General features: G+C 56.5%; 23 protein-coding genes. 10 read left to right on the forward strand and 13 right to left on the reverse strand.

Annotated elements, in window-relative coordinates; translation table 11 throughout:
* The first annotated feature begins 114 nt into the window (after positions 1-114).
* From NIZ92_RS17500 to NIZ92_RS17525, 6 genes are all read left to right on the forward strand, one after another.
* On the forward strand, positions 115-453 hold the full coding sequence (locus NIZ92_RS17500) for a DUF485 domain-containing protein (RefSeq protein ID WP_060185399.1): 339 nt from the start codon (positions 115-117) through the stop codon (positions 451-453).
* A gap of 10 nt (positions 454-463) precedes the next feature.
* The gene (locus NIZ92_RS17505) at positions 464-2,311 is read left to right on the forward strand and encodes a cation acetate symporter (protein ID WP_254002352.1); all 1,848 of its coding nucleotides are present in this window, start codon (positions 464-466) and stop codon (positions 2,309-2,311) included.
* Positions 2,312-2,330: 19 nt separating this feature from the next.
* Positions 2,331-3,392, forward strand: a complete 1,062-nt coding sequence (locus NIZ92_RS17510) for a carbon-nitrogen hydrolase family protein (protein ID WP_254002353.1) — start codon at positions 2,331-2,333, stop codon at positions 3,390-3,392.
* 245 nt (positions 3,393-3,637) lie between these two features.
* Entirely contained in the window at positions 3,638-4,540 is a 903-nt protein-coding gene (locus NIZ92_RS17515) for a LysR family transcriptional regulator (protein WP_226348281.1), read from the forward strand.
* Between the two features lie 141 nt (positions 4,541-4,681).
* The gene (gene sodC, locus NIZ92_RS17520) at positions 4,682-5,230 is read left to right on the forward strand and encodes a superoxide dismutase family protein (protein ID WP_009463437.1); all 549 of its coding nucleotides are present in this window, start codon (positions 4,682-4,684) and stop codon (positions 5,228-5,230) included.
* Between the two features lie 36 nt (positions 5,231-5,266).
* A complete protein-coding gene (locus NIZ92_RS17525; RefSeq protein ID WP_035270198.1) occupies positions 5,267-5,794 on the forward strand; it encodes a pyridoxamine 5'-phosphate oxidase family protein in 528 nt (175 codons plus the stop codon).
* Positions 5,795-5,885: 91 nt separating this feature from the next.
* Here the strand turns inward: NIZ92_RS17525 and NIZ92_RS17530 are convergent, their stop codons facing one another.
* The 7 genes from NIZ92_RS17530 to NIZ92_RS17560 all read right to left on the reverse strand — a co-directional run bounded on the left by NIZ92_RS17530 (position 5,886) and on the right by NIZ92_RS17560 (position 13,289).
* Positions 5,886-6,926 (reverse strand): AbrB family transcriptional regulator, encoded by a 1,041-nt coding sequence (locus tag NIZ92_RS17530; RefSeq protein ID WP_035270197.1) that lies wholly within the window; start codon positions 6,924-6,926, stop codon positions 5,886-5,888.
* A gap of 79 nt (positions 6,927-7,005) precedes the next feature.
* Positions 7,006-8,529 carry a tripartite tricarboxylate transporter permease gene (locus NIZ92_RS17535; RefSeq protein WP_009463441.1) on the reverse strand — a complete coding sequence of 508 codons (1,524 nt, stop codon included), beginning with the start codon at positions 8,527-8,529 and terminating at the stop codon, positions 7,006-7,008.
* Positions 8,526-8,963: a tripartite tricarboxylate transporter TctB family protein gene (locus NIZ92_RS17540; RefSeq protein ID WP_035270589.1), complete on the reverse strand. Its 438-nt coding sequence runs from the start codon at positions 8,961-8,963 to the stop codon at positions 8,526-8,528. Before NIZ92_RS17540 ends, NIZ92_RS17535 begins: the two co-directional genes overlap by 4 nt.
* Before the next feature lie 95 nt (positions 8,964-9,058).
* Positions 9,059-10,051 carry a tripartite tricarboxylate transporter substrate binding protein gene (locus NIZ92_RS17545; RefSeq protein ID WP_035270195.1) on the reverse strand — a complete coding sequence of 331 codons (993 nt, stop codon included), beginning with the start codon at positions 10,049-10,051 and terminating at the stop codon, positions 9,059-9,061.
* 124 nt (positions 10,052-10,175) lie between these two features.
* Complete coding sequence (locus NIZ92_RS17550; protein ID WP_254002354.1) at positions 10,176-11,582, reverse strand: sensor histidine kinase; 1,407 nt, start codon at positions 11,580-11,582, stop codon at positions 10,176-10,178.
* Positions 11,583-11,606: 24 nt separating this feature from the next.
* Positions 11,607-12,290, reverse strand: a complete 684-nt coding sequence (locus NIZ92_RS17555) for a response regulator (protein WP_083054817.1) — start codon at positions 12,288-12,290, stop codon at positions 11,607-11,609.
* Positions 12,291-12,356: 66 nt separating this feature from the next.
* Positions 12,357-13,289: a LysR family transcriptional regulator gene (locus NIZ92_RS17560; protein WP_009463447.1), complete on the reverse strand. Its 933-nt coding sequence runs from the start codon at positions 13,287-13,289 to the stop codon at positions 12,357-12,359.
* 103 nt (positions 13,290-13,392) lie between these two features.
* On the opposite strand from NIZ92_RS17560, the gene NIZ92_RS17565 reads away from it, so the two are divergent.
* Both NIZ92_RS17565 and NIZ92_RS17570 read left to right on the forward strand, forming a co-directional pair.
* Positions 13,393-14,715 carry an MFS transporter gene (locus NIZ92_RS17565; protein WP_254002355.1) on the forward strand — a complete coding sequence of 441 codons (1,323 nt, stop codon included), beginning with the start codon at positions 13,393-13,395 and terminating at the stop codon, positions 14,713-14,715.
* A gap of 20 nt (positions 14,716-14,735) precedes the next feature.
* Entirely contained in the window at positions 14,736-15,686 is a 951-nt protein-coding gene (locus NIZ92_RS17570) for a carbon-nitrogen hydrolase family protein (protein ID WP_021447211.1), read from the forward strand.
* 139 nt (positions 15,687-15,825) lie between these two features.
* On the opposite strand, the gene NIZ92_RS17575 is transcribed toward NIZ92_RS17570, so the two are convergent.
* From NIZ92_RS17575 to NIZ92_RS17600, 6 genes are all read right to left on the reverse strand, one after another.
* Positions 15,826-16,245, reverse strand: coding sequence for a helix-turn-helix transcriptional regulator (locus NIZ92_RS17575; protein WP_035270189.1), 420 nt, complete (start codon positions 16,243-16,245; stop codon positions 15,826-15,828).
* Positions 16,246-16,948: 703 nt separating this feature from the next.
* Positions 16,949-19,057, reverse strand: a complete 2,109-nt coding sequence (locus NIZ92_RS17580) for a TonB-dependent receptor (protein WP_254002356.1) — start codon at positions 19,055-19,057, stop codon at positions 16,949-16,951.
* Between the two features lie 23 nt (positions 19,058-19,080).
* A complete protein-coding gene (locus NIZ92_RS17585; RefSeq protein ID WP_035270184.1) occupies positions 19,081-19,524 on the reverse strand; it encodes a CopD family copper resistance protein in 444 nt (147 codons plus the stop codon).
* Positions 19,521-20,222 carry an ABC transporter ATP-binding protein gene (locus NIZ92_RS17590; RefSeq protein ID WP_115634492.1) on the reverse strand — a complete coding sequence of 234 codons (702 nt, stop codon included), beginning with the start codon at positions 20,220-20,222 and terminating at the stop codon, positions 19,521-19,523. The genes NIZ92_RS17585 and NIZ92_RS17590 overlap by 4 nt, the downstream gene beginning before the upstream one ends.
* Positions 20,215-20,994, reverse strand: a complete 780-nt coding sequence (locus tag NIZ92_RS17595) for an ABC transporter permease (protein ID WP_137430587.1) — start codon at positions 20,992-20,994, stop codon at positions 20,215-20,217. Before NIZ92_RS17595 ends, NIZ92_RS17590 begins: the two co-directional genes overlap by 8 nt.
* Positions 20,991-21,974: an ABC transporter substrate-binding protein gene (locus NIZ92_RS17600; protein WP_254002357.1), complete on the reverse strand. Its 984-nt coding sequence runs from the start codon at positions 21,972-21,974 to the stop codon at positions 20,991-20,993. The genes NIZ92_RS17595 and NIZ92_RS17600 overlap by 4 nt, the downstream gene beginning before the upstream one ends.
* Positions 21,975-22,332: 358 nt before the next feature.
* Here NIZ92_RS17600 and NIZ92_RS17605 point away from each other — a divergent pair, with 358 nt between their 5' ends.
* Together NIZ92_RS17605 and NIZ92_RS17610 are read left to right on the forward strand one after the other, a co-directional pair.
* A complete protein-coding gene (locus tag NIZ92_RS17605; RefSeq protein ID WP_254002358.1) occupies positions 22,333-23,046 on the forward strand; it encodes a Crp/Fnr family transcriptional regulator in 714 nt (237 codons plus the stop codon).
* An 87-nt stretch (positions 23,047-23,133) separates the two neighbouring features.
* On the forward strand, positions 23,134-23,808 hold the full coding sequence (locus tag NIZ92_RS17610; RefSeq protein WP_254002359.1) for a DUF1971 domain-containing protein: 675 nt from the start codon (positions 23,134-23,136) through the stop codon (positions 23,806-23,808).
* The last annotated feature ends 151 nt before the right edge of the window (positions 23,809-23,959 follow it).

Genomic DNA, 23,959 nt, shown 5'->3' on the forward strand with positions numbered 1-23,959 from the left:
GCATCCCACCTCATCCTGCAAATTTGCAAGAGGGCTTGCAACATTGGCGCTTTCCTATCGCGCCCTCCTTCTTAAGAATGGCAAATACAAATCCAATCAAAAAAGGAGACAAACATGGCGGATATCTCTGCCCAGGTTTATGAGGCGCTGTACGCAAAGCCTCAATTCCAGGATCTGGTACGCAAGCGAAGAGGCGTGGTGCTGCGGTTGTTGTTTGTCAGCATGGCCTTCTTTTTTCTGGTTCCCATTCTTTCCAGTCTTAGCCCCGAGCTTTTTCGTCTGAAACTGAGCAACTCCACCAATTTCGGGCTCTGGTATCTGATCGCCCAGTATCTGGTGGGGGGTGCCGTGGCCTGGCGCTATGCCGTCCAGTTGCGTCACCTGGACAAGATGGTGCAGCAGTTAACACAAGAAGAATCCCAGCAGTTCTCAATGCGCTCCGCGACCGTTTAAGGGGCTCATCATGAAAAAAATAGTATTTGCGACAGCCTTGATGGCTGTCAGCGAAGCTGCGCTCGCACAGGAAAGCACCTTGGTTAATGAAGGCAACAGGGTGCTGACGTTTTCAGTATTCGCCTTCTTGTTCTTGTTCACGCTGGGCATCACGTTTCTGGCGGCACGCCGCAACGCCACTGCCAGCGACTTCTACACGGCGGGCGGCGGTATCAGCGCCCGTTTCAATGGGCTGGCCATTGCCGGGGATTACCTCTCAGCCGCCGCGTTTTTGGGCGTTTCCGGGCTGATCGCGATATATGGTCTGGACGGTATCAGCTATCTGGTGGGCTTTTTCGTATCCTTCATTCCAGTGCTGATTCTGGTGGCCGAACCTTGCCGGAATCTGGGTCGCTACACGCTGGGCGATGTGCTGTCCTATCGAAACAACTTCCGTGCCACCAAGCTGGTTGTGGCCGGGTCCAGCATTCTGGTCGCGCTGTTTTACATGGTCCCGCAGATTGTGGGCGGTGCCGTGATTATCCGGGCGCTGATCGGGATTCCCTATGAGGTTTCTGTTGGCATCGTCGGCCTGATGATGCTGATTTACGTGTTATTTGGTGGCATGCGTGCCACTACCTCAGTGCAAGTGCTCAAGGCTGGTCTGCTGATCAGTTTCTGCTTCGTGCTGGTGATTCTGTCCTGGGCGCCCTACGGCTTTAACGTGGAAGCGTTTTTTGGCTCGGTCATTTCCAGCCCCGCCATCCAGAATCATGTGATCAATTTCCTGGGGCAATCTTCGCTGGGTGTGGCCGAAGCCGGACAGCGCTTTCTGGAACCGGGCCTGTATCTGAAAAACCCGGTCGAACAGATTTCGCTGGGTATGGCACTGGTGCTGGGAACCGCCGCCATGCCACATATCCTGATGCGCTTTTTCACCGTGCCACATGCGCAAGCCGCCCGCAAATCGGCACTGTACGCCATGTTTGCCATCGGCCTGTGCCATCTGTTCATTGTGGTGATCGGCTTTTCTGCCGCACTGAATGTCAGCCCCAGCGCAATTCTGGGCCTGGACAAGGGCGGCAATCTGGCCGCGCCCATGCTGGTGCAACTGTTGGGTGGGGGGCCGGAGAGCATGATGGGCAACTTCATGCTGGCCGTGGTGGCTGCCGTGTCCTTTGCCACGATTGTGGCGGTGGTGGCCGGCCTGACACTGGCCGCGGCTTCCTCGCTGGCCCATGACGTGTATATCGGCGCAATTCGCAACGGTGCAGGCACCGAGCGCGAACAGGTCATTGCAGCGCGTATCGCCACCTTGCTGATGGCGGTGATTTCCATCGCTGCCGGTATTGCGGCCAAGGGACAGAACGTGGCGCATCTGGTGGGCCTGGGCTATGCCGTTGCCGCATCGGCCAACCTGCCAGCGCTGGTCTGCACCTTGTACTGGAAACGCTGCAATACCGCCGGTGTGGTGGCGGGTGTAGTAGGCGGAACGATCCTGTCCATCGGGCTGGTGCTGGTATCGCCCAACATGAGCTACCCGCTGCTGCAAAAAGAAGCGGCACTGGCCACCGTCACCAGCGTCAATCAAAAGCTGAACACGGCAAGCGACCCTGCCCTGCGCGACAAGCTGGTCACTGAACGCAACGCAGCCCAGGCCACGGCAGATGCCATTCCTGCCGATGCAAGCAGCGTGGTGGGCCTGTCCAAGCCCCTGATCAGCTTGCGCAATCCCGGAATTATCTCCATCCCTCTGGGCTTTTTACTGGTGATTCTGTTCTCGCTGTGCACCCGCAGTGCCTTGTCAGAATCCAGGTGGGTGGAGATGTCGGTTCGCCGGGAAACCGGATTAGGTGTGGCCAAGGCCACGGTTCATTAAACGTAGAGAGAAACACACCATGTCACTTCCAATCACTCAAGTTGCTGCAGCGCATATTGCCTCTGTTTACATGGACGCGGCCGCCTCGGTACGTAAGGCCATTGCCATTATTGACGAGGCCGCCCGCCACGGTGCCGAGCTGATTACCTTTCCCGAAGCCTTCATCCCCGGTTTTCCAGTCTGGGCCGCGCTGTGGGCGCCCATTTACAACCACGACTGGTTCAAGAAAATGGCAGCCAACAGCATCCATATTGATGGCCCGGAAATCGCCCAGATTCGTGCCGCTGCCAAGCGCAATGGCATCTTTGTATCCCTGGGTTTTAGCGAAAGCACCGAGGCCAGCGTAGGCTGCATCTGGAATTCCAATGTGATCATTGGCGATGATGGTTCCATCCTTAATCACCACCGTAAACTGGTGCCCACCTTCTACGAAAAAATGGTCTGGGCTCCGGGCGATGGCCATGGTCTGCGCGTGTGCCAAACCCGCATTGGCCGCATCGGTGCCCTGATCTGCGGGGAGAACACCAACCCGCTGGCCCGCTACTCACTGGCGGCCCAGGGCGAGCAGATTCACATCTCCGCCTGGCCGGCTATCTGGCCGACCCGCATGCCCCAATCCGGCCAGAACTTTGACAATGTGGCAGCCAACAAAATACGAGCAGGCGGCCACTCTTTTGAGTCCAAAGTCTTCGGCATTCTGAATGCCGGTTTCATGGACCAGGCCATGCTTGATGCCCTGACCGAAGGCGGGGATGCCCAGGCGCGCGAAGTGCTGGAAAACACCCCGCGCGCGGCAACCCAGTTCCTGGACCCCACCGGCGCATCCGTAGGCGACTTTCTGCAAAATGAAGAAGGGATTGCCTATGCCACTTTTGATTTGAACGCCTGCGTGGAACCCAAGCAGTTCCACGACATTGTGGGCTACTACAACCGCTTCGATGTGTTTGATCTGTCCATTGATCGTCGACGCATCACGCCCGCTACTTTCCGAGGACCAAACAGCGCAAGCGGTAAACAATCACGTAGCAGTGAGCCCGTGCAGGACGGTCAGGTAGCCAGTTCGGAAACGATAGAGGAATAAGGCCATCGTCTGACCCACCCTGCTAGCAGTACCTGCCATGTACTTCCGTTGCCTCGGGGGTACATGGCAGCCTCTATTTCTCTTTCTAAACAAGGCCGTCCGCAACACAAGGTGCATTGCAAATTTGCAACTCCCTGAAAGCTTGATCTATACCGTGATAGCTCGCAGTAGACTTAAAAATACGCACGGGTTTCGTCCATTATTTGATACCCGCCTTGCAAATATTCTTGTCCAGGGCTGTAGCCATGTCTCCTATTGATCCCAATTGGCATGATCTGAAAATTTTCCTGGAAGTGGCGCGCTGCGGCACCCTGGGCGCGGCCGCCAGACGTTTGAAGGTAGACCCGTCCACCCTGAGCCGTCATATCAGCCGACTGGAAGAAACGATTAACGCGCCCATCTTCGAGCGCAGTAACCAGGGTCTGCATCTGACCGCAGGCGGGCAAGGCTTGCTGGAGTATGTGGAGTCCATGGAAGCCAGTGCCGTGGCTCTGGCAGAACAATTGGGGGATCGCCCTAAAGAGCCCTCCGGCACAGTGCGGGTCGGCTCCATGGAAGGCATTGCCTCCTTATATCTGGCGGCAGAGTTTCAGGGCTTTTCATCGCTACACCCCAAGATCGCTATTGAACTGGTTACCACGACCCAGCAAATGCACGTCAACCGGCGCGAAGCGGATGTATTCCTGAGTTTTTTTCCCATGGCAGGCAAGTCCATTGATGTGGTGCCCCTGGGCTCCTTTCCGCTACATCTGTACGCGTCTCCCGAGTACCTGACCCGTCACGGTCATCCCTGTGATCTGGACGACCTGCTGGATCACCACTTTGCCTCTTATGTGGACGACCTGATCCAGCTGGATACCGTGCGCTGGCTTAATGAAATCATCTCCCGGCCCAAGCTGGCTTTTCAGTCCTCCAGCATGATTGCCCAGATGTTTGCCGCCGCAGCCGGTGCAGGTATCGTCATGCTGCCCTCTTTTGCCAAACCGGAACGACTGGGCATGATCAAGCTGCTGGATGAACAAGTTACCGTACGTCGCACCATCTGGATGACAGTGCATCGGGACTTGCAATACTTGCCCCGCATCAAGGCAGTAACTCGTTTTCTGGAAAAGACGATAGGCCGGGACTACCCTTGTCGGACCGACTAAACCCTTGCTTGGTCCACCGCTTTCAGGCACTTTTTCAGGCCGACTTTACTGACAAAGAGAAACGTCTCTTAACTGCATGGCGCGGCTGCAATGCTAGGCTGATCTAACCTTCTGTTTTATTTCAGCAAAGGAATCAGCCTTATGCGTTTTTCTTCCTTCAAAGCGCGATGCGCAATGGTCTTGGCCACCGCAGGCGCCACCCTTGCTTTATCCGCCCCCTCGCTGGCCGACGTCATCATCCCCATGAATATGGCTACCGAAAGCGGTGCTGGCGAACAGATCGGCCAGGTTAGCGTCCGTCAGACAGAGCATGGTTTGGTTTTCACGCCAGACCTGAAAAACCTGAAACCCGGTGTACATGGCTTCCATGTGCATGAGAACGCCAGCTGCGCCCCCAGCGAAAAAGACGGCAAGGTAACGCCTGCCGGAGCAGCGGGCGGCCACCTGGATCCTGCAAAAACCGGCAAGCACGGCTTCCCATGGGGCAACGGCCACTTGGGCGACCTGCCCGCCCTGTATGTACAGGCTGACGGTACCGCCAGCACACCCGTTCTGGCCCCACGCCTGAAGTCCTTGGATCAGATCAAGGGCCGCTCCCTGATGATTCACGAAGGCGGTGACAACCACTCCGACCACCCCGCGCCCCTGGGCGGCGGTGGCGGACGCTTTGCTTGCGGGGTGATTAAGTAAGCAGTATTAACTCTTCAACCTTCTCAAGGAGATGCCATGAACGAAACAATTGAATCTTCCTTTGAACATCTGCAAGAGATTATCAAGGACATCCGCTTTGCGATGTTCGTCACCCATGCGGCCAATGGCGAACTCCATGCCTGGCCCATGACAACCCAGAAGGCAAAAATGGGTTCGACCCAAGAGGACTATGAGCATGACAAGCTATGGTTCTTCATGTCGCGCAGCAGTGACCCGGTCAGTAATCTGAGCGCCAATCCGCATGTGAACGTCAGCTATGCCGATCCTAAAAGCGACACCTATGTGTCGGTGTCCGGTATGGCCCGCGTGGTCGACTCCATGAACCAGAAAGAACGCTTCTGGAACACCATGACTGAAGCCTGGTTTGCCGAGGGTATTACCGACCCCGATCTGGCGCTGGTGTGCGTGCATATTGATAGTGCGGAGTACTGGAGCGTGCGCGAAGGCAAGCTGGCACAAGCCGGAAAAATGCTGAAAGCCACGCTAATGGGCGAACGCCTGACCGAGATCGGCGAGCATGGCAAAGTCACGCCTGGCCGCTAACCCTCTGTCGCAAGCTACCCTTTCTTGATGCAAAAGAAAAAAAGCCCGGTCAGACACCGGGCTTTTTTCATCAGGCTGATACGAACAGCCCTCAACTCAGTTTTAAGTAGCGGGCAAGACGGGTATATAAAGGTCCGGTCAACACCAACACGCAAACCATGCGCGCCACCTGAAAGGAGGTCACCATCGGCGCTCCTAATTGCAGCACTTTGGCGGTAATCGCCATCTCTGCAATGCCGCCTGGGCTGACGCCAAGCACCAACGTGGGATAGGCAATATCGGAAAGCCGATACAGGCCATAGGCGAAGGCAAACGCCAAGCACAGATTGATCAGGTTACTGATGGCAGCGACCCCCAAATACCTGGGAGCACGACGGAAAAAGTCCGGCCCGAACTTGTCGCCCAGAGCCCAGCCAATGCACAGCTGCCCCAAGTTGGAAATTTGTATCGGCAGGCCCGACAAAATAATGTCGTTATACGTAAGAATGGCCACCACCAACAAAGGGCCTAGCACCCAAGGGTTGGGCAAACGCAAGATTTGAAAGAGGAAGCCGGCCACACTGCTTAACAGCACCAGCAGAGCCAGGCCAGGAAGGTTCAAAAAATCAGGCCGTACGACAGCTCCCGCCTGCTCCCCCGAAAAGCCCAAAGCCTCGAACGCGAAGGGAATAATCACTACGACCATCAGCACCCGCAAACCATGTGCAGAGGCGACCAGATCCGGACGTGCGCCATAACGCTCCGCCAGCCCCGTCATCTCACTGGCTCCCCCTACTGCACTGGCAAACCAGGCAGTACGCAGATCCGTACCGGCATAACGGGTCAGCATGAATGTGCCTATGCAGCACAAGACCAGCGCAAACACCATGCCCATCACGATAAACAGAGCATTACTGCCAATCAGATGCACCATGGCTGGGGTGAAATACAGCCCCAGGGATGTCCCAATAACCCATTGACCTGCATTGCGTGCCAGCGGCATGCAGGCCCCCGGACTGCCTGCCATTTTGGTAGCTGCCGTCAAGATCAGGGCACCCAACATCCAGGGCAAAGGCATACTTAGCCAACTGGCCACCAGGGCACCAAGCAGGGCTACCCCAAAACCCAGGGCAATTCGAAACCAGATAGCCATAACAAAAACAACAAGGCCAGGCCGCAGCCTGGCGATTTCTCCCGATAAAAGCCCCACCGAGGCGGTGGGGTCCCCCTATTTATGTCTCGTCGTGCAGTTGCTTGCGCCCTGCAATACGACGCAGCACGATCGGACCTACACTAACCAAAACGGCCGCGATCCACAAGGCAATTGAAACTTTGCTCTCGAACAGAATACCGATTTCACCGTTCGTGATGGACAGCGCGCGACGCAGATTCTGCTCCATCATATTGCCCAGAACCACTCCCAGCACCATCGGTGCCATGGGCACGTTCATCTTGCGCAGGAAGTAGCCCAGAACGCCGATACCAACGACCAGCAGCAGATCAAAGCTCGTGCCATTGATGGCATAGACCCCGATATAGCTGATCGCCAAAATACCAGGCACCAACAGGCGCGGAGGAATAGCCAGCATGGAGGCAAAGACCCGCACCATGGGCACGTTCATCAAGAACAGCATGACGTTGGCGACCATCAAGGAGGCGATCAAACCCCACACAATCTGTGGCTGCGACTCAAACAACACTGGCCCCGGCGTGATGTTGTACAGCGTCAGGGCACCCATCATGACCGCCGTTGTTCCAGAGCCTGGCACGCCCAGTGTCAGCATGGGAATGAAGGAGCCGGTTGCAGCACTGTTATTGGCCGCCTCTGGCGCAGCCAGGCCACGCATATCGCCCTGGCCAAACATGGCATTGGGATCTTTGCCTTCGATATATTTTTTCTCATTGGCGTAGGCCACCGCAGAGGCCACACTGGCCCCGGCACCGGGCAGGATACCGATAAAAAAACCCATCACGCCACCACGCACGGTGCTCCACCAGGTCATGCCCAGCTCTTTCAGGTTAAAGAGCTTGCGCTTGCTTTTAGGTACTTCGATCGACACGCCACCCAACAGGTTTTCCAGCATCTGCAACATCTCTGCCACAGCAAACAAACCAATCACGACAACAACAAAATCAATGCCATCTGCCAGGTTCGGAATATCAAAGCTGTACCGATATACCCCCGAGTTGGCGTCCACTCCCACCGTAGAAATGAACAGGCCCAGCATAGCGGCCAGGATACCTTTGACTGGCTCATCCCCCAACAAACTGGTCAGCGCACAAAAGGCAAACACCATCAGCACAAAATACTCGGCCGGGCCAAAGGCAACCGCCCAGCCCGCCAGCATGGGAGCCAGCAGCACAATACCGCAGATGGCAATGGTGGACCCGATGAACGAGGAAAAAGCCGACAGGGACAAAGCCACACTGGCCAAACCTTTGCGCGCCAGCGGATAACCGTCCAGCGTCGTCATGACCGCTGCCGCTTCACCGGGCACATTGATCAGAATGGAGGTAATACGACCACCATACTCTGCACCCACATACACAGCGGCCAGCAGGATCAGAGCAGACTCCGGGGGCAGCTTCATGGCAAAGGCAATCGGCACCAGCATGGCTACACCATTAATCGGCCCCAGCCCAGGCAACACGCCCACAATGGTGCCGATAAAAGCGCCAATCGCGGCGACCAGCAGATTCTGGGCAGAAAAAGCAACGCCAAAGCCTACGCTCAAATAATCAAGAATCGAGCTCATAACCACTCTCCCAGGATGCCGTAGGGCAGAACCACATCCAAGCCCAAATCAAATAGCAGAAACAGCCCCACTCCCATCGCCAGCCCGCCAATCAGGGCCTGCTTCCAGCTACCGCCAAACAAACGGCCTACCAAGGTAGCCATCAGCGTGGTGGCAATGATGAAACCCAGCCACTGAAACAGCCAGGCATAAGCCGCCAGGTAGGCCACCATCATCAAGATGCGGCCATTGGCTCCACTGGGGTTGGCAGGCACAGTCCCACCACCTTTGATAATCAGGCGCAGCCCGCATAAAGCAATGATCAAGGCCAGCAATAAAGGGAAGGCCTTGGGGCCAACAGGCTCATAGGAAAAAGGCGGCTCTAGGTCGTAGCCAAAAGCGGTGATCAAGGCAGCGAGCACCAGCGCACCCACGCCTAGTACGCGATCATTCAGCGTCATGATTGGAATCTCCGGATTCACCCGCCATGGACGACGGGGCAGACAGGCGGCACTCCCGGCGCAAACCGGCCGGGAGTACCGTAAAAAACTTACTTCTTTATCAGGCCAAACGAGTCAGCTAATTCTCGATACTGAAGTACTTGTTGTTTTACGTAAGCATCCAGTTCCTGGCCGCTCATATTGAAGGGGAACAGGCCCTGCTGGGTTTGCATGCGAGCAAACTCGGGCGTTTTCATCAGCTGCTCGAACGCCTGCACCCACCACTGATATTGCTCGTCAGAGACTTTGGGGCCCACATAAAAGCCGCGAATAATAGGCCACTCGATATCAAAGCCCTGCTCTTTGGCCGTGGGAATCTCGGCCAGCGCACCGTCCAGTCGCTTATCGTTAAAGACAGCCAGAACACGAATAGGCGCTCCACCCTCCAGCATGGTGTGAGCTTCGGCTGCATCACCCATATAGGCCTGAATATGGCCACCGCGCAGGGCCGTCATCGCCTCGCCACCGCCCTCAAAGGCAACAAAGCGCATTTTGCGGAAATCCACATCTGCGGCACGGGCCGTCAACGCAGCCTTCATCCAGTCTTGCCCACCCACGGAACCACCCGCTCCCAAAACAATCTTGGTCGGGTCGGCCTTGAAGGCCTCCATCAGGGATTTCAGGTCCTGATAAGGCGAGTCCGCACGCACAATAGCCACGCCGTAATCACTGCCAATCGACGCCAGCCAGCGCACGTCCTCTACCGAATATTTGCCAAACTTGCCCTGTGCCAGATTCAGCAGGGAGCCACCCGAGAAAGCAGCAATCGCATTGCCGTCGCCCGGGCGCTGCGCCACGATATGGTTATAGGCCACCGCCCCTACACCGCCGGGCATATAGACGGTGCGCATGGGATTTTCCAGCAGCTTGGTTTCCAGAAAACCGTTCACGGCTACACGACAGGTCAGGTCAAACCCGCCGCCTGGCTGTGCTGGAGCAATACACTCAGGCTTGGAGGGTTGCTGGGCCTGTACGCCACTCAGGCTGCTCAAGCCCAGAATACTGCTGGCCAGTAGCACCCGTAGTTTCATGTGGATAGTCATTGATTCGCCTCCAGGAGGATCTTAGTCGTTGTAATGGGTGCGACCTTACCGGAGCGAAGCTTTCGCCTACCTTTCAATTTCGCCAAAAAACACGATTTTCAAGGGTATACCCTGAACAATCCAATCAGCGTTCAAGCGAATCAAACTCCAAACGCACAATCAAACCACGCTGCTGCGGGCCTGTCCGCAAGCTCATGCGGGCGCCATGAATCTGTGCAATAGCCTGTACGATCGCCAGCCCCAAACCGGAGCCCTGCAAGGCCTTCCCCGCCTCGCCACGCCTGAAACGATGGCCCGCCTTGGCCATATCATCAGCACTCATACCCGGACCATCGTCTTCAACCTGAATGCTGCACACCGGCCCTTCCTTGCGCACCGTTACCGTAATGCATGCAGCACGTGGGCAGTACTTGATGGCATTGCTGACCATATTGCTTAAAGCCTGTTGCAAGAGCCAAGCCTCCCCGGCTACCCGAACAGGGGTGGAGGGCGCGTCCAGGCCCAGGTCCTGACGCTTGGACCTCGCCAGGCTCCAGAGCTCATCCACCACCAGCCCGGCTTGCTGGCACAAGTCGACTGTGCCCAAGGCTGCGCGGGTGCGTAGCTGGTCAGCAGCATCGCGAACCCTGGACAAGGCCACCATTTGATGCGTCATCTGAGCCGTGTTGTTCAAGCGTAATTGAATTGCCTCCAGCACCTCCTTCATCTCATCGGTCTTGGCCAGAGACAGGGCAAAATCCACCTGGGTCAGCAAAACAGCCAAGGGGGTTTTCAACTGGTGCGAGGCATCGTCCAGAAACTGCTGTTGCTCGCGTGATTTGCGTGCATAACGATCCATATGCAAATTGATGGTCTGTACCAAAGGCCGGACCTCTCGCGGCAGGCTGGCCTCGCTGATCGGCTCCAGGTTGTCGGGGGAACGATGCCGTACCTCGGCGCTCAACTTGCGCAAAGGGCGTAGCGCCAGCAAAGTGCCAACCAGAATCAGAACAATGAAAAGGCTGAGCACCGCCACGTCCTGAATCAGATTCTGGATAATGACTTTGCGTATGAAAGCATGGCGCTCGCTCAGGTTTTCACCAGCCTGAATCAGAATTCGGCTGTCTTGATAAGTCTGCAGGCGCCCATCCGACTCCAGCGCCACCGCCGCGATGCGCAAGGGCTCTCCCAGATATTCAGCGTCATAGAAAACGGGCTGATTACTGAGCAGACGCCGCACGGGCAGCGGCATACCGGTAAAGCCAATTTCCGATAAACCATCTTCAGTAGCCACCCTGAAATACACCTGACTGCTGATGGTGTACTCCATGAACTCCATCATGTAGTAAGACTGCTCCATCGCCAGCCCGCCACTAATGGTCAAGACATTGGACGACATGGACTTCAAGGCACCGGCCAAAGCCCGGTCAAACGCGGCGTTGACCTGATCCTTCAGAGTCATGCTGGAAACAAACAGGGACACGCCCGAGGTCAGCAAAGCCGCAGGAATCAGCATGAACAACAAAGTACGACGCAGACTGCTTAAGGCCATATTTGCCCCCGATAAGGCAATACGCTAAGGCTCATCATCGCCCACAGGCTCCAGGCAATAACCTACGCCGCGCAAAGTGACGATATGGACATCCGAGGACTGCAGTTTCTTGCGCAAGCGATGCACCAATACCTCGATAGCTTCGATATTGATTTCATCCTCATCCTTGTCATTGAGCCGATCCAGGATGAACTGCTTGTTCACAGGTTCTCCGCTACGCTGCACCAGAATACGCAGCACCTCGGCCTCGCGCGGTGACACGGACAGAAGCGCCGAATCCAGCGTAAAGCGCTGTGTGGACAAGTCATAGACCAGGCTGCCACACGCCATACGCGGTTTGTCCTTGCCCCGGCTACGACGAATCAGGGCATTGACGCGCGCCACCAGCTCTTCAATACGAAAAGGTTTGGGCAAAAAATCGTCCGCCCCACACTCCAGGGCTTCCACTCGCTCCTGCAAGGAGTCGCGAGCCGTCAAAATCAACACGGGAGTCCGATTATCCTCCGAACGCAGACGTGCCAGCAAGGCACGTCCGTCCATGCCCGGCAAGCCCAGGTCCAGGACGAGCGCATCAAATTCCTCGATCTGCAAACGATGGTAGGCCACCATCCCGTCGTTGGACCACTCGACTGCAAACCCTTTCTTTTGCATGCTGCGTGTCAGCCACAGGGCCAAATCAGGCTCGTCTTCAACCAATAAAATTCGCATGGCGGATAGTAGAAAAGAAAACAGAACAGGGGCAATAGTACGCCGCCGGATCGTATCAGCAGCACGTCACTGGCTGACAGACTCGGTCAGCTCCAGCACAAAACGCCGCAACCAGCGGCTTTCTTCATCATGTTCCTTGTTGATGTCCCAAATCATGGACACCACAAAAGATGGCACTCGCAACGGCACCGGCGAGACGGCTAATCGACTATTGCATTCCACAAAGGAACGGGCGGCGTAATCGGGCATGGTCAGCACCAAAGGGCTGCCAATAATGGCGTTGATTGCCCCGGAAAAATGCGTGAACGAGGCCTTGACCTTGCGCTGCAGTCGCTCGGCATCAAAGAGTTCATCAACAAAGCCGCGCAAGCCGTCAAAGGACACCCGCCCATGATGAGCATGCAGATACTCCTGCTTGCTGATGGGGGTTGAAAACGCAATGGACTGCTTATCGTAAATGCAGATATAGGAAGCGGAAAACAGCACTTGCGACTTGTGCATGGTGCTCAGAAATTTGGGGCTGGAGCAAATCGCCAGATCCGCCCCATGCTCCACCATGCTTTGCGGCCACAAATAGCTATTGGTTTGGTAGAAGGAAAAACTGATCGTCCAGCCCTGCTCGTCAGCCATGCGAATCATGCGTTTGGCCAGCATATTTTCCAGATCGTCGGACAACGCGATGCGAAAAACCCGGCTGGAGCGAGCTGGATCGAACTCCTGCTCGGATGTGACCAGCGCCGAGATGCTTTTCAGGGCCTCGGATATCTGCGGGGCAATCTCCAAGGCCCGATGCGTAGGCGTCATTCCGTGCGAACCACGGGTAAACAGCTCGTCATTGAATACCACCCGCAACTTGCGCAAGGACGCGCTGACCGCGCCCTGGGTCAGAAATAGGGCATTGGCGGCCTTGGTCACGCTGCGCTCGTTCATCAAGCACTGGAACACCAGCAGCAGGTTCAGATCCATCCGCCTGATATTAGCGATATTAATGGAAGCCATTTTTCTAATTAGTTTGAATAATTATTTGGCTTGATTAGACTAAAAATCAGCCACAACCACAATAAGGGGCGGGTATTCACCTGCCCTGCTCGAGGAGATCTCTATGGGCACTGCTACCGTCGCCCCTTCGCATGCCAAATCGGCACCCCCAGGCCAGCCGGGCCTGAGTAAAAAACAAGTTGTTGCCGTTGGTATTGGCAACTTCATGGAATGGTTTGACTTCGCGATTTATGGCTACTTTGCAGCCATTATCGGCAGCATCTACTTTCCATCCGACGCCGCTGGCGTTTCCCTGTTGTCGTCCCTGGCCGTGTTTGCCGTGGGCTTTGTTTCGCGCCCCTTTGGCGCCCTGATTCTGGGCCCGATTGGCGACCGCTTTGGCCGCAAGACCGTGCTGATGATTACCGTCTTTGGCATGGGCGTGTTCACTACTCTGATTGGCCTGCTGCCTGGCTATGACACCATCGGCATTACGGCTCCTATCTTGCTGGTTGTGCTGCGCTTCCTGCAAGGCATGATGGTGGGTGGCGAGTGGTCCGCTGCCGGTATTTTCCTGGTGGAAAGCGCCCCCTCCAACCGTCGTGCCACCGCCGCCAGCGTGGTGACCTTCACCGCCGGCATCGCCTTCCTGTTGGGTACCGCCACCGCTGCCGCCATCAACGCCACGCTGACCGAAGCCCAGGTCTACAGCTGGGGCTGGCGTGTGCCCTTCGTGCTGTCGATTGTGATGACCTTCATTGCGGTCTTTATCCGTCGCAAACTGAACGACACCCCCGTCTACCACGAGCTGCAGGAGAAGAAAGCCAACAACACACTGGAGCGCGTCTCGTCCAAGGACAAGTTCAACGCCTTTGTTCTGTCCTTTGCGTTCTCCGCCCTGTTCTTGGTGTCGCTGTACTACTTCATCACCTACGCCAATAACCACCTGGTTTCCATCCTGGGAATGAGCAAGACCTCGGCCCTGTGGCTGTGCAGTGCCTCGCTGGTGGTGTATTGCATCTTGCACCCACTGGTTGGCCGTTTCTCGGACCACTACGGTCGCCGCAAACTGGCCTTGTTTGCCGCTGCGGGTCTGACCATCATGGCCTACCCGATTTTCATCATGATGAACTCCGGCAAACCCGCGCTGATTCTGCTGGGCCTGATCATCATGGCTTTCCTGGTAGCCATCTCTGCCGTCATGAACGTGGTGCTGCTGGTGGAAGTGTTCCCCGCCTCGATTCGCTCGACCGGCGCCGCACTGGGTCACAACGTCTCGTCGGCACTGCTGGCTGGTCCTGGCCCCTTCATTGCTGCCGCCCTGATCCAGTACACAGGCAACCCCAACGTACCGGCCTGGTACCTGGCTGCCGTATCCCTGGTGTGCTTCCTGATCCTGTATACCCGCCTGCCTGAAACCAAAAACGTGGACTTGTCCGCAGGCTGACCTTTAAAGGAGACCTAGTTATGAGCAAAGTTGCAGTTATACAAGCGGCATCCATCCCGTTTGACTCTGCCAGCAGTGTAGAAAAAGCCGCCGCCATCTTGCAGCGTGTGGCTGCCAATGGCGCCACCCTGGCTGTCTTTCCCGAAGCCTTTCTGGGCGGGTATCCCAAAGGCATCAGCTTTGGCAGCGTCATCGGCAACCGCCGTCCTGAAGGCCGTGCCCTGTACCAGATGTATGTGGAAGGCGCTGTCACCCTGGGGGGCCCTGAACTGGAAGCACTGGCCGATGCCGTTACCCAAACCGGTGTCTACACCGTGATGGGCGTAATCGAAAAAATGGGCCGCACCCTATACTGCACCGCTCTGACACTGGCTCCGGGCAAAGGCGTGGTGGGCATCCACCGCAAGCTGATGCCTACCGGTCAGGAACGTCTGGTCTGGGGCTTTGGCGATGGCTCCACCATGGGCACTGTCGATACTCCCATGGGTCGTATCGGCAACGTGATCTGCTGGGAGAACTACATGCCCACCCTGCGTCAGACCATGTATGCCCAAGGCACCGAACTGTACTGCGCCCCCACGGCAGACGACCGCCCCACCTGGGCCTCGTCCATGATTCACATCGCCGTTGAAGGCCGTGTGTTTGTATTGTCCGCCTGCCAGGCCATCCGCCTGAACAACTACCCCGAGTCCTTCCAGAAAGAATTTGCCCTGCCGGGCGAATTTGCTCCGGACAGCTACGTGATGCACGGCGGCAGCATGATCGTCAGCCCCACCGGCGAAGTGCTGGCCGGCCCGGTGTTTGACGAAGAAACCGAGCTGTACGCCGAACTGGATATGGACCTGCTCAAACAGGCCAACCTGGACTTTGATGTTTACGGCCACTACTCGCGCCCCGACATCTTCTCCCTGCATGTAGACACCCGAGCCAAGCAGGTAGTGAAACTGCAAACCGAAGACTCGGCCGAGTAAAACCAGCCAAATCCTGCATCAAAAAACCGGCCCCATCGCGCGATAAACGTGATGGGGCCGGAACTGCTTTTGAGCCTGGCACAAGCTGCTGCCTGCACCTGCCCTTTCCTGTCGTAGCTTTCTTTTTAATCCCTTGGCACTAGCTCAAAGCCAAAGGTTCCAGCACGGGCTGATACGGAGACATCTGCAACTGCGTCTCGTCCAGACCCATTCCCTGCGCCAACAGAGCCAACATCGTCAGGCTCAATGGAACAAGACCTTTCTCGATCACGTTGTATTCCGCCACACTGATTCCCAAACGACTGGCCAAACGCTCGCGCTTGATCTCCAGATACTCGCGCCAGGCACGAATCAGGGTCCAGCGATGCGTTCGCATATCCTTGAGCACCACATACGGAATACCCTTGTCCGAACGCACAAAACGCGGTGCGGCCATCAACTTGCGCACGCACTCATCATTCATGGCATCTCGTGTCAACAGATGGGCATACAGCACGGCCTGCTCGGGCAAAGTGCGAGGATCAATATCTTCAGTGGTCAACAAGTATGTATTCATCATGGCTGACAAACCTAAGGATGTAAGAGAACGGTGAACCCTGAACTTACCGACCCATTCCACCCCGGTCTGTCAGATAATTCTGAAAGTGCACCCTGACCGCCCTATCGGCTGATCCTGATCAAGACACACATCCAAACAGACCAAAAAAAAGCCCCTGAACACGTCAGAGGCACTCTTCCACCGCACTACACAACAACAACAACAACAACAACAACAACAACAACAACAACAACAACAACAACAACAACAACAAATCACACAACAACAATTCAGATACAAGCGGGCCTTAATCCACCCAGACACAGCGTCATAAACCCGTGGCCGATCCAAGGAACCGTGCAATGAAAGCCAAAGTCACGCCCCTGTAGTCGGAAAGCCTTAAGGCAAGAATTCCCTGTGAGCCCCTCTGGCCTGCGCCGGGGCCTTGGGGCGATTCAGAGTGCTTGCCGCAGGCGAGAGATCAGGCAGGGGTTCAAGCACCCAGCTGTTTGAACCCGACGCTTGTACTTGGTCCGGGGGACCAAGTACCGGGTGAGTTCTGGGTGCGCCCTGCCTGATCTCTTGACAAGGGAACCGGTGCGCAGCACCGGCAAGTGCTCAAGCCCCAAGGCCCCGGCGCAGGCCAGAGGGGCGTCTCCACTGAGACAACTCCTGCCTAATCGTTAACTAATCATCAAGCCAAAAACCGAGGCATCAAAAACAATCAGAAGTTATATTTCACCCCACCAAAGAAACTCCTGCCATTGCCCGCCAGATAAGTAGGCATCGCCTCCGAAGCCGAACGTCGAATCACATAACTACTGGCGTAGGTCTTATCAAAAATGTTATCCGCCATCAGATAAGCACTCCAATGCTTGTCATGCTGATAAGCGACCTTGAAACCCCAAATGGCATAAGCATTTTGATGCGTGCCTTCCACATTCTGATGGTTGGTCGGCGTATCCGAAGCCAGCCAGCGCACGTTCGGCCCAAACCGCCAGCCACCACGTCGATACATCAGTTCTGCACCCAGCAAATGCTTGGGCACCCCGGCAATACGATTGCCTTCATACTCGCCCCCTCGGAAGCGGAAATCACTGTAGGTATAGGACAGACGATAGTCCCAGCGCCCTGCAGCCGGAGCAGGCAAGGAACCGCTCAAACCAGCCTCCACGCCCTGGTGCCGCGTCCGATCAGCATAGTTAAATGTCACCGATGAAGCCCCGGTTGCATCACTGACAGCCATCAGCTCATCTTTCACATTGCTGCGATACACAGCCAGGGACCAGTCCACCGCCGACTCGCCACTGCCCCAACGCCCGGCACCACCCAACTCAAAAGTCGTCGCCTTTTGCACATTCAATTCCGTCAGCCCTGTCACTGCCGAGCGCACATTCATGGGCTGCGGTACTTCCGCACTGATGATCTCCCAATACGTAGGCGCCTCATGACTGCGGCTGACATTGGCAAACACCCGCAAATCCTCGGACGGCTGCCACACCACGCCCAGTTTCGGGCTGGCGTAGGACCATTTCTGGTTCAGGGTATCGCCCCCCAAACGATTGCGCGCATCACGAATCGCCTGGCTGTACTTCACATCCCCCACCACGGTCCACTGGGGCGCAACCTTCCAGCTCAAACCCAACAGCGCATTGCGGTTTTCAGCGCGCAGGCGATAGTCCCCAAAGAACAAGGCACGGCTGCCATTGGCGGGATTGACCGCATACAACTCACGATCCATATCACTGCGCGCCCAGTCCAGGGCAAGGCGATAATCCAGGCTGCCTTCACGACCAGCCAACTGCCACTGTGCGCCATAGGTATTCCCCTTGGTGGGCGAAGACACCTGCGGATTCGTAAAAGTATCGTCCACCGTCTGCCAGTACAGGCCCACGGTCTGGTTGAAATCCTCGGTACCCCAATAACTACGGTTAGCCAAACGGAATTGAGTGGCCTTGCGATTCGGATCACGCTTATAGACATTGGCCGCCATATCCTGCGGCGTGCCATAGTCCCCCATCACACTGCGCGGATCGCTGTAAAGACGCTCACGCGGGACCACATTGGGAATATCAAACTTCAAATCCACATAGGACAGGTAAGTGCGGTTCTCGAACTGCCCGCGCTTGAAACCGATATTGCCCTGTACATTCGTGCGCTCGGAATCCGAGTGATGACGGTAGCCATCAGCCTTGTCATGGCTGACTGCCAAGCGCCCATCAAACTCGTCCGTCTGAAAACCCTTGGCGGCATACAAACCCAGACGCCCGAAACTGCCGCCCTCCACGCTGATGGCGTCACCCTGCGTACCGTTCATGGAGCGAAAATCCAACTCCCCACCTAAAGTGGTCGCACTGGCGGACAAGGCATTCGCACCACGCCGCACGCTGATCAAGGAGCTGTTGCGCGGTTCCAGAAAGCCGATCACAAACGAGCCGTCCGCCTCGTTCAAAGGCAGACCATCTTGCAACAGCAAGACACCTCGATTGACCGGATTACTTTGAATCCCCGAACCGCGAATATTGAGCCGAGGCTGATCAATCCCGCCAAAGAAATCCTGCACGATCAAGCCGGGCTGATAGTCCAGGGCATCGCGCAAAGTCACCAGACGCAGCTCTTCCTGCGGCTGAATCAAATTGGTGCCACCAGGCACCGCATCCAGGCGAGCCTTTTCTTGTCGCAGGTCGGCCTGCAGCACGCTTTGCCCGACAGGCGCCTTGATGACAATGGGAGACAAGGTGGAGGTAGACGGGTCAGCCCAGGCGGCACCCGACCACAGCCCTCCCAGCGCCAGGCTGACCGTCAGCCGACGCAATACAGGAACGTGTGACATCGTATTCTCGATAGAAAGTGAAATTACCAGTGCAGATAAAACATGGTCTTGGCCAGGATCACGATCCCGACCATATGACAGAACACGCTTAGATGAATGCGCTTGAAATGGATGGACTTCATGCGCCCGGTGCGCCGTAAAGTCATGGCCGTCAGAAAGTGACCAAAAACGCTAAGCGCCAACAGAATCTTGATCGTCAGAAACAGGCCCAAAGTGTTATCGAAAGGATGGGCCAGCGCAGCGCGGTGATGCCAGGCCAAACCTATCCCGGCGCTGTACAGAACCAGCAGAACCCAGGGCATGATGCGCCGGGCACGGTCACCAATGGCAATCTCCAAGGTGCGCATGGCCTCTCGCGGAACGTGCTTGCGTATGCCTTCCAGCATCAAGACTTCAAAAAACACCGTGCCGATGAAAAACAGAGCGGCAAACAGATGGAACAGCAGGATCACGGGATAGGCAGTCATGGCGTCAAAACCTCCTGAGACAAAAGTTGGGCATACAAGGAATCGGCCAGACGCTCGCGGGCAGCAGTATCCGCCGGGGCCACCGGTTCAAACAACTGGCCTTGCCCCTTTTTCAGCAGCAGGCAGGAATCAGCGACCCGCATCAATTCACGGGGTTGATGACTGACGTACAGCAGCGCTGCTCCGGTTTCTTCCAGGCAGCGCAGGCAGACTTGAGCCAGGCTATGGCGCAGCGCCGGGTCCAGAGCACTGAAGGGTTCATCCAGCAGCAAAAGGTCCGGTTGCAAGGAAAAGGCGCGGGCCAGTGCCACCCGCTGTGCCATGCCACCGGATAGTTCACCGGGCCAGGACTGGGCAATATCGGCCAACTCCACCTGCCCCAGCCAGTACATGGCACGTTCTTTAGCTTGCGCAGCCGACAAGCCTTGCGCACGCAGCGGAATCTGCACGTTGTCCAGCACGCTGCGCCAAGGCAACAAACGGGGCTGCTGAAACACCAGCACGGGGTGACGAAACTCGTTCCAGACCTGGCCGGAATCAGGCTTGATCAGGCCCGCAACCAAACGCAGCAAGGTACTTTTCCCTTCGCCACTAGGCCCCAGAACGCCCAGGCGCTGCCCGGCCTGCAAGGTGAAACTTAAATCCTGCAAAACCGGCTTTTGCCCGAACAGGACCTGGACATGGCTTAGCTCAAGCATGGCTGTCCTCCCGCCACTGTCCCAGACGACGCTGCAAGGGTTGCAGCAGAACAAATTCAATCGCGGCGACCAAGCCCAGAATCAGCACAACCCAGGCGTACAGCTCGGCGCTGTCAAAGGTGCTACGTGCGTTGGCCAAGGCATAGCCTGCGCCACTTTCTGCACCCAGCACTTCGGCCATCACCACCAGACGAACCCCACCGCAGCAAGCAATCAGCAAAGCGGCAGTCAAAGGAGCCGTCAGGGAAGGCAGATACAGGTGACGCAGACGGCGCCACCAGCCAAAGCGATACACGTGGCTCATCTCGATCAGATCGCGGTCCACCTGCAACATCCCTTTGACGGTGTTCACGTACATGCCCGGCACCATCATCAGCACCGTCATGAAAATCACCATGCTCGAACCCAGGCCAAACCAGAGCATGGCCAGCACAACAACCACCACAGGCGGAATCGCCATCAATAGCCAACGCAAAGGCTCCAGCAAGCCACGCAGACGCGGGCTGTGTGCCGCCAAAATGCCTAGCGTGAAACCAATGGAGCAACCCACACTGACGCCAATGGCCACGCGCAGCAGACTGGCTCCGGCGTCATTCAGAAAGTGCCCGGACATCATCAAACGCGGAATCGCGCGGGCAGTTTCCATGGGCGAAGCCATCAGCAAAGGCCCCAGAAACATGGCGCTGATCTGCCAGCACAGCAGAATCAGCAGCACACCCGCTACGCCCCATGCACGAGAGCTACGTGCCGATAAATTCGACTTGCTTTTCATGGTCCATAAAACCCGGCAGCAGGCAGGCCACCACCCAAGGCTTGGGGGTGCTGATCCGCCAGCAATTGGTACAGCGCCTCCAGTTGAGGGCGGATTTCATTGGCTGGACGACTATCCAGACGAGTCTTTTCAATCGCGGTTTGAATTGCCGGAACCGGGAACTGAGGCAAATAGCCATGAACCATTTGGGCGCACTCTTGCGGCTGCTGGCTGCACCAACGGGCCGACTCGGCATAAGCCCGTTCCACGGCCTGATTCAGCTCGGTATCGTGGGCCACAGTGACGTTAGCCATGACACCGGCTTGCGGCAGCGCCTGTTGCAAAGGAAAAGCCTGCGCCCAGGCTTGCTCCAGACTTTGACCGCGATGCAGTTCCACCTTCTTCTGCTCCGCCTGCCACAAGAGCAAGGAAGCAGTGGGCTCAACTAGCAAGGCTTGATCGCCCTGGCCGGTCAGCATCAAGGCAATGGCGTCCTGAGCATCGCGCGTACGACGCAAGCGTACAGTTTCCTTACCCCCTTGGGCTTGCTTGACCAGCAAGGTATCCAGCAAGACAGCAGGCAGATCGCGCTGAAATGGCACCAGCAGTTCCTTACCGGCCAGATCGCTAAAGCTCTTGACGGCGGGATCACGGCTGACTAGCCACAAAATGCCCCAGACCGAAATATTCAGCTGTTTGACGGCCTGCCCCTTGTTGAACATCAAGGCGGACAAATTGCTGGGCGCAGCGCTGTAATCCACTTCTTTCTTGGCCAACAGGACACGCAACTGATCAGGGTTCTGCCACAGACGGAACTCCAGCTTGTCCGTGTATTGGCTCAAGGCCTGGGTCTGCGCCATATGCATCAAGGGATAGGACACCACCGCGCCGGGACCGGCCAGAGTCAGAGACTCGTAACGGGGAGCGGCCTGGGCACCTACTGCCAGCGAGGCCAAGAACAAGCCAGGCAAAACACGGCTCAAGACTTTGCGAACGAACATCCCACGGCCATCTCTTTTGGAGTTACCCAGCGCCTTAGAGGCAAACCGAGCAAGAACCCGCTCCTTAACTCCACCCAAAACGTGAACCTGTGCCCCTTTTTTTAGATCAGGTTCATCCAGACGGAGCATGGCAGCATGCTTACCCGATAAGCCAGCATCGATTGCCTTGGGAGCAGCTTGGTTTAAGGGAAGCCCACGCGCATGGCTGGCGAGAGCCTGCCGCCCTCTCTCTGAACGGGCAATTTTTCCCTGAGATGCAGCCCAGCAATGAAACCCTTGATAGATATATGGCATGAAGATTTGTATAATGAGAACTATTATCAAATGGGGATTCTCCCATCTTCATCCCAGCGCCCCAATGACAAAAGTCAACATGCCCGGCCCGTGTCCAGCTTTGTTTGAATTGCTGGCTCGCCACCGTCTCCTGCAAGGTTTGCCCATCGAGGTCATCCAGCATTTGTGCCGTGACGCTTTGGCTCAAAACGCCAGTTCTGGGCAGATTCTGTTCAATGAAGGCGACGAGGCCCGCTATTGCTTGCTGGTGGACAGTGGACAGGTAGAAATCCTGCGCTACAGCCAAAATGGCGACGAACGTGTTTTCAATGTTTTCGAGCCCGGCCAATTGGTAGCGGAAGCCGCCATGTTCATGCCGCATGGACGCTACCCCATGTGCGCTCGCGCCAAGGGAACCGTGCGCGTCTACAAACTCTCGCGCAGCAGCCTGCAAGAAGCCTGCCGCCGCTGGCCCGAACTGGCCATGAACATGATGGCGGGCCTGAGCAGCGCCTTGTATGCACAAGTCAATAAAGTGGACTGGATTTCAGCCAGCTCGGCCGCCGAGCGTTTGGCGAACTACTTGCTCAATCTGCAAGCCCGCCAAGGGGAAAAAATCCAGTTACCCTTGAACCAACGGCAACTGGCCGCCCATCTGGGTATACGGGCAGAGACCTTGAGCCGATTGTTCACCGATTGGCAGGCGCGTGGTTACGTCAGTGGCAAGCGCAGCGATTGGCAGGTACGCGACCAAGCACATCTCCTGCGCCTCGCCAGCCCTGCACAGCGCTCCTTTTAAGTGATCGGTGTACTCATGACTTTTGTCATTGGAGTACTTTTCAAGCAGACCGAGAATGCCGACTTTTAGCTTCTCTGCTTGACTCTCATGACACACTTGCCGCCGCAGGCCGTTTACACCGAAGCCGACATTCGCCAGTTGGTGACCCAGTTCTACGCCCAGGTTCGGCAAGATGCGCAGCTAGGCCCGATTTTTGAACACAATGTGCAGGACTGGGACGAGCATCTGGATATGCTGTGCGATTTCTGGTCGGCCATCTTGCTGGGCACACGCCGCTTCAAAGGGGCCCCGATTGCACGCCATGCCGCCCTGCCCGAGTTATCCTGGCCCTTGTTTGAGCGTTGGCTGGAAATTTTCCACCAAACCACGGCCACGCTGGGCAAACCCACCCTGCAACAAAAGGCAGACGCTATGGCAGACCGCATTGCCGCCAAACTTTGGCAGACCTATCAGGCGCAAAGCAATCAAACGCGCCTGCCTGACACCCTGCCTGAAGGGCTGGAGCGCTACAGCCAATCCCCCGTTTTCACGCCGCACAATTTGCCCGAGGCCTTGCGCCGTGCCCACAACACCAAAGTTGGCACCTGGGGCCTGCTGCGTGTTCAAACCGGCGTGCTGCGCTTTGCTCTGGATCAGGAGCCTTTTACTGAAGTGGTGCTGACAGCCGGACAATGTGTGGCGATTGAGCCCCAAGTTCTGCATCACGTGGAGTTCGAACTGCCCGGCAGCTTTCAGATCGAATTCTTCAAACAAGCCCGCTAAATTGAAAAAATCCCTTGCAAATAGTAGGTGAATACCCGCATCACCGACTACACTTGCGGCTCCGGCGTGAAAACCTCAATAGAATCAAGATTGTCCTTGATCAATTAGACACGCCCTCTTGGCAGTAGCCCATAAGTTCAACGCTTATACT

The organism is Alcaligenes sp. 1735tsa3, assembly GCF_024134565.1.
Classification (GTDB): Bacteria; Pseudomonadota; Gammaproteobacteria; order Burkholderiales; family Burkholderiaceae_B; genus Alcaligenes; species Alcaligenes phenolicus.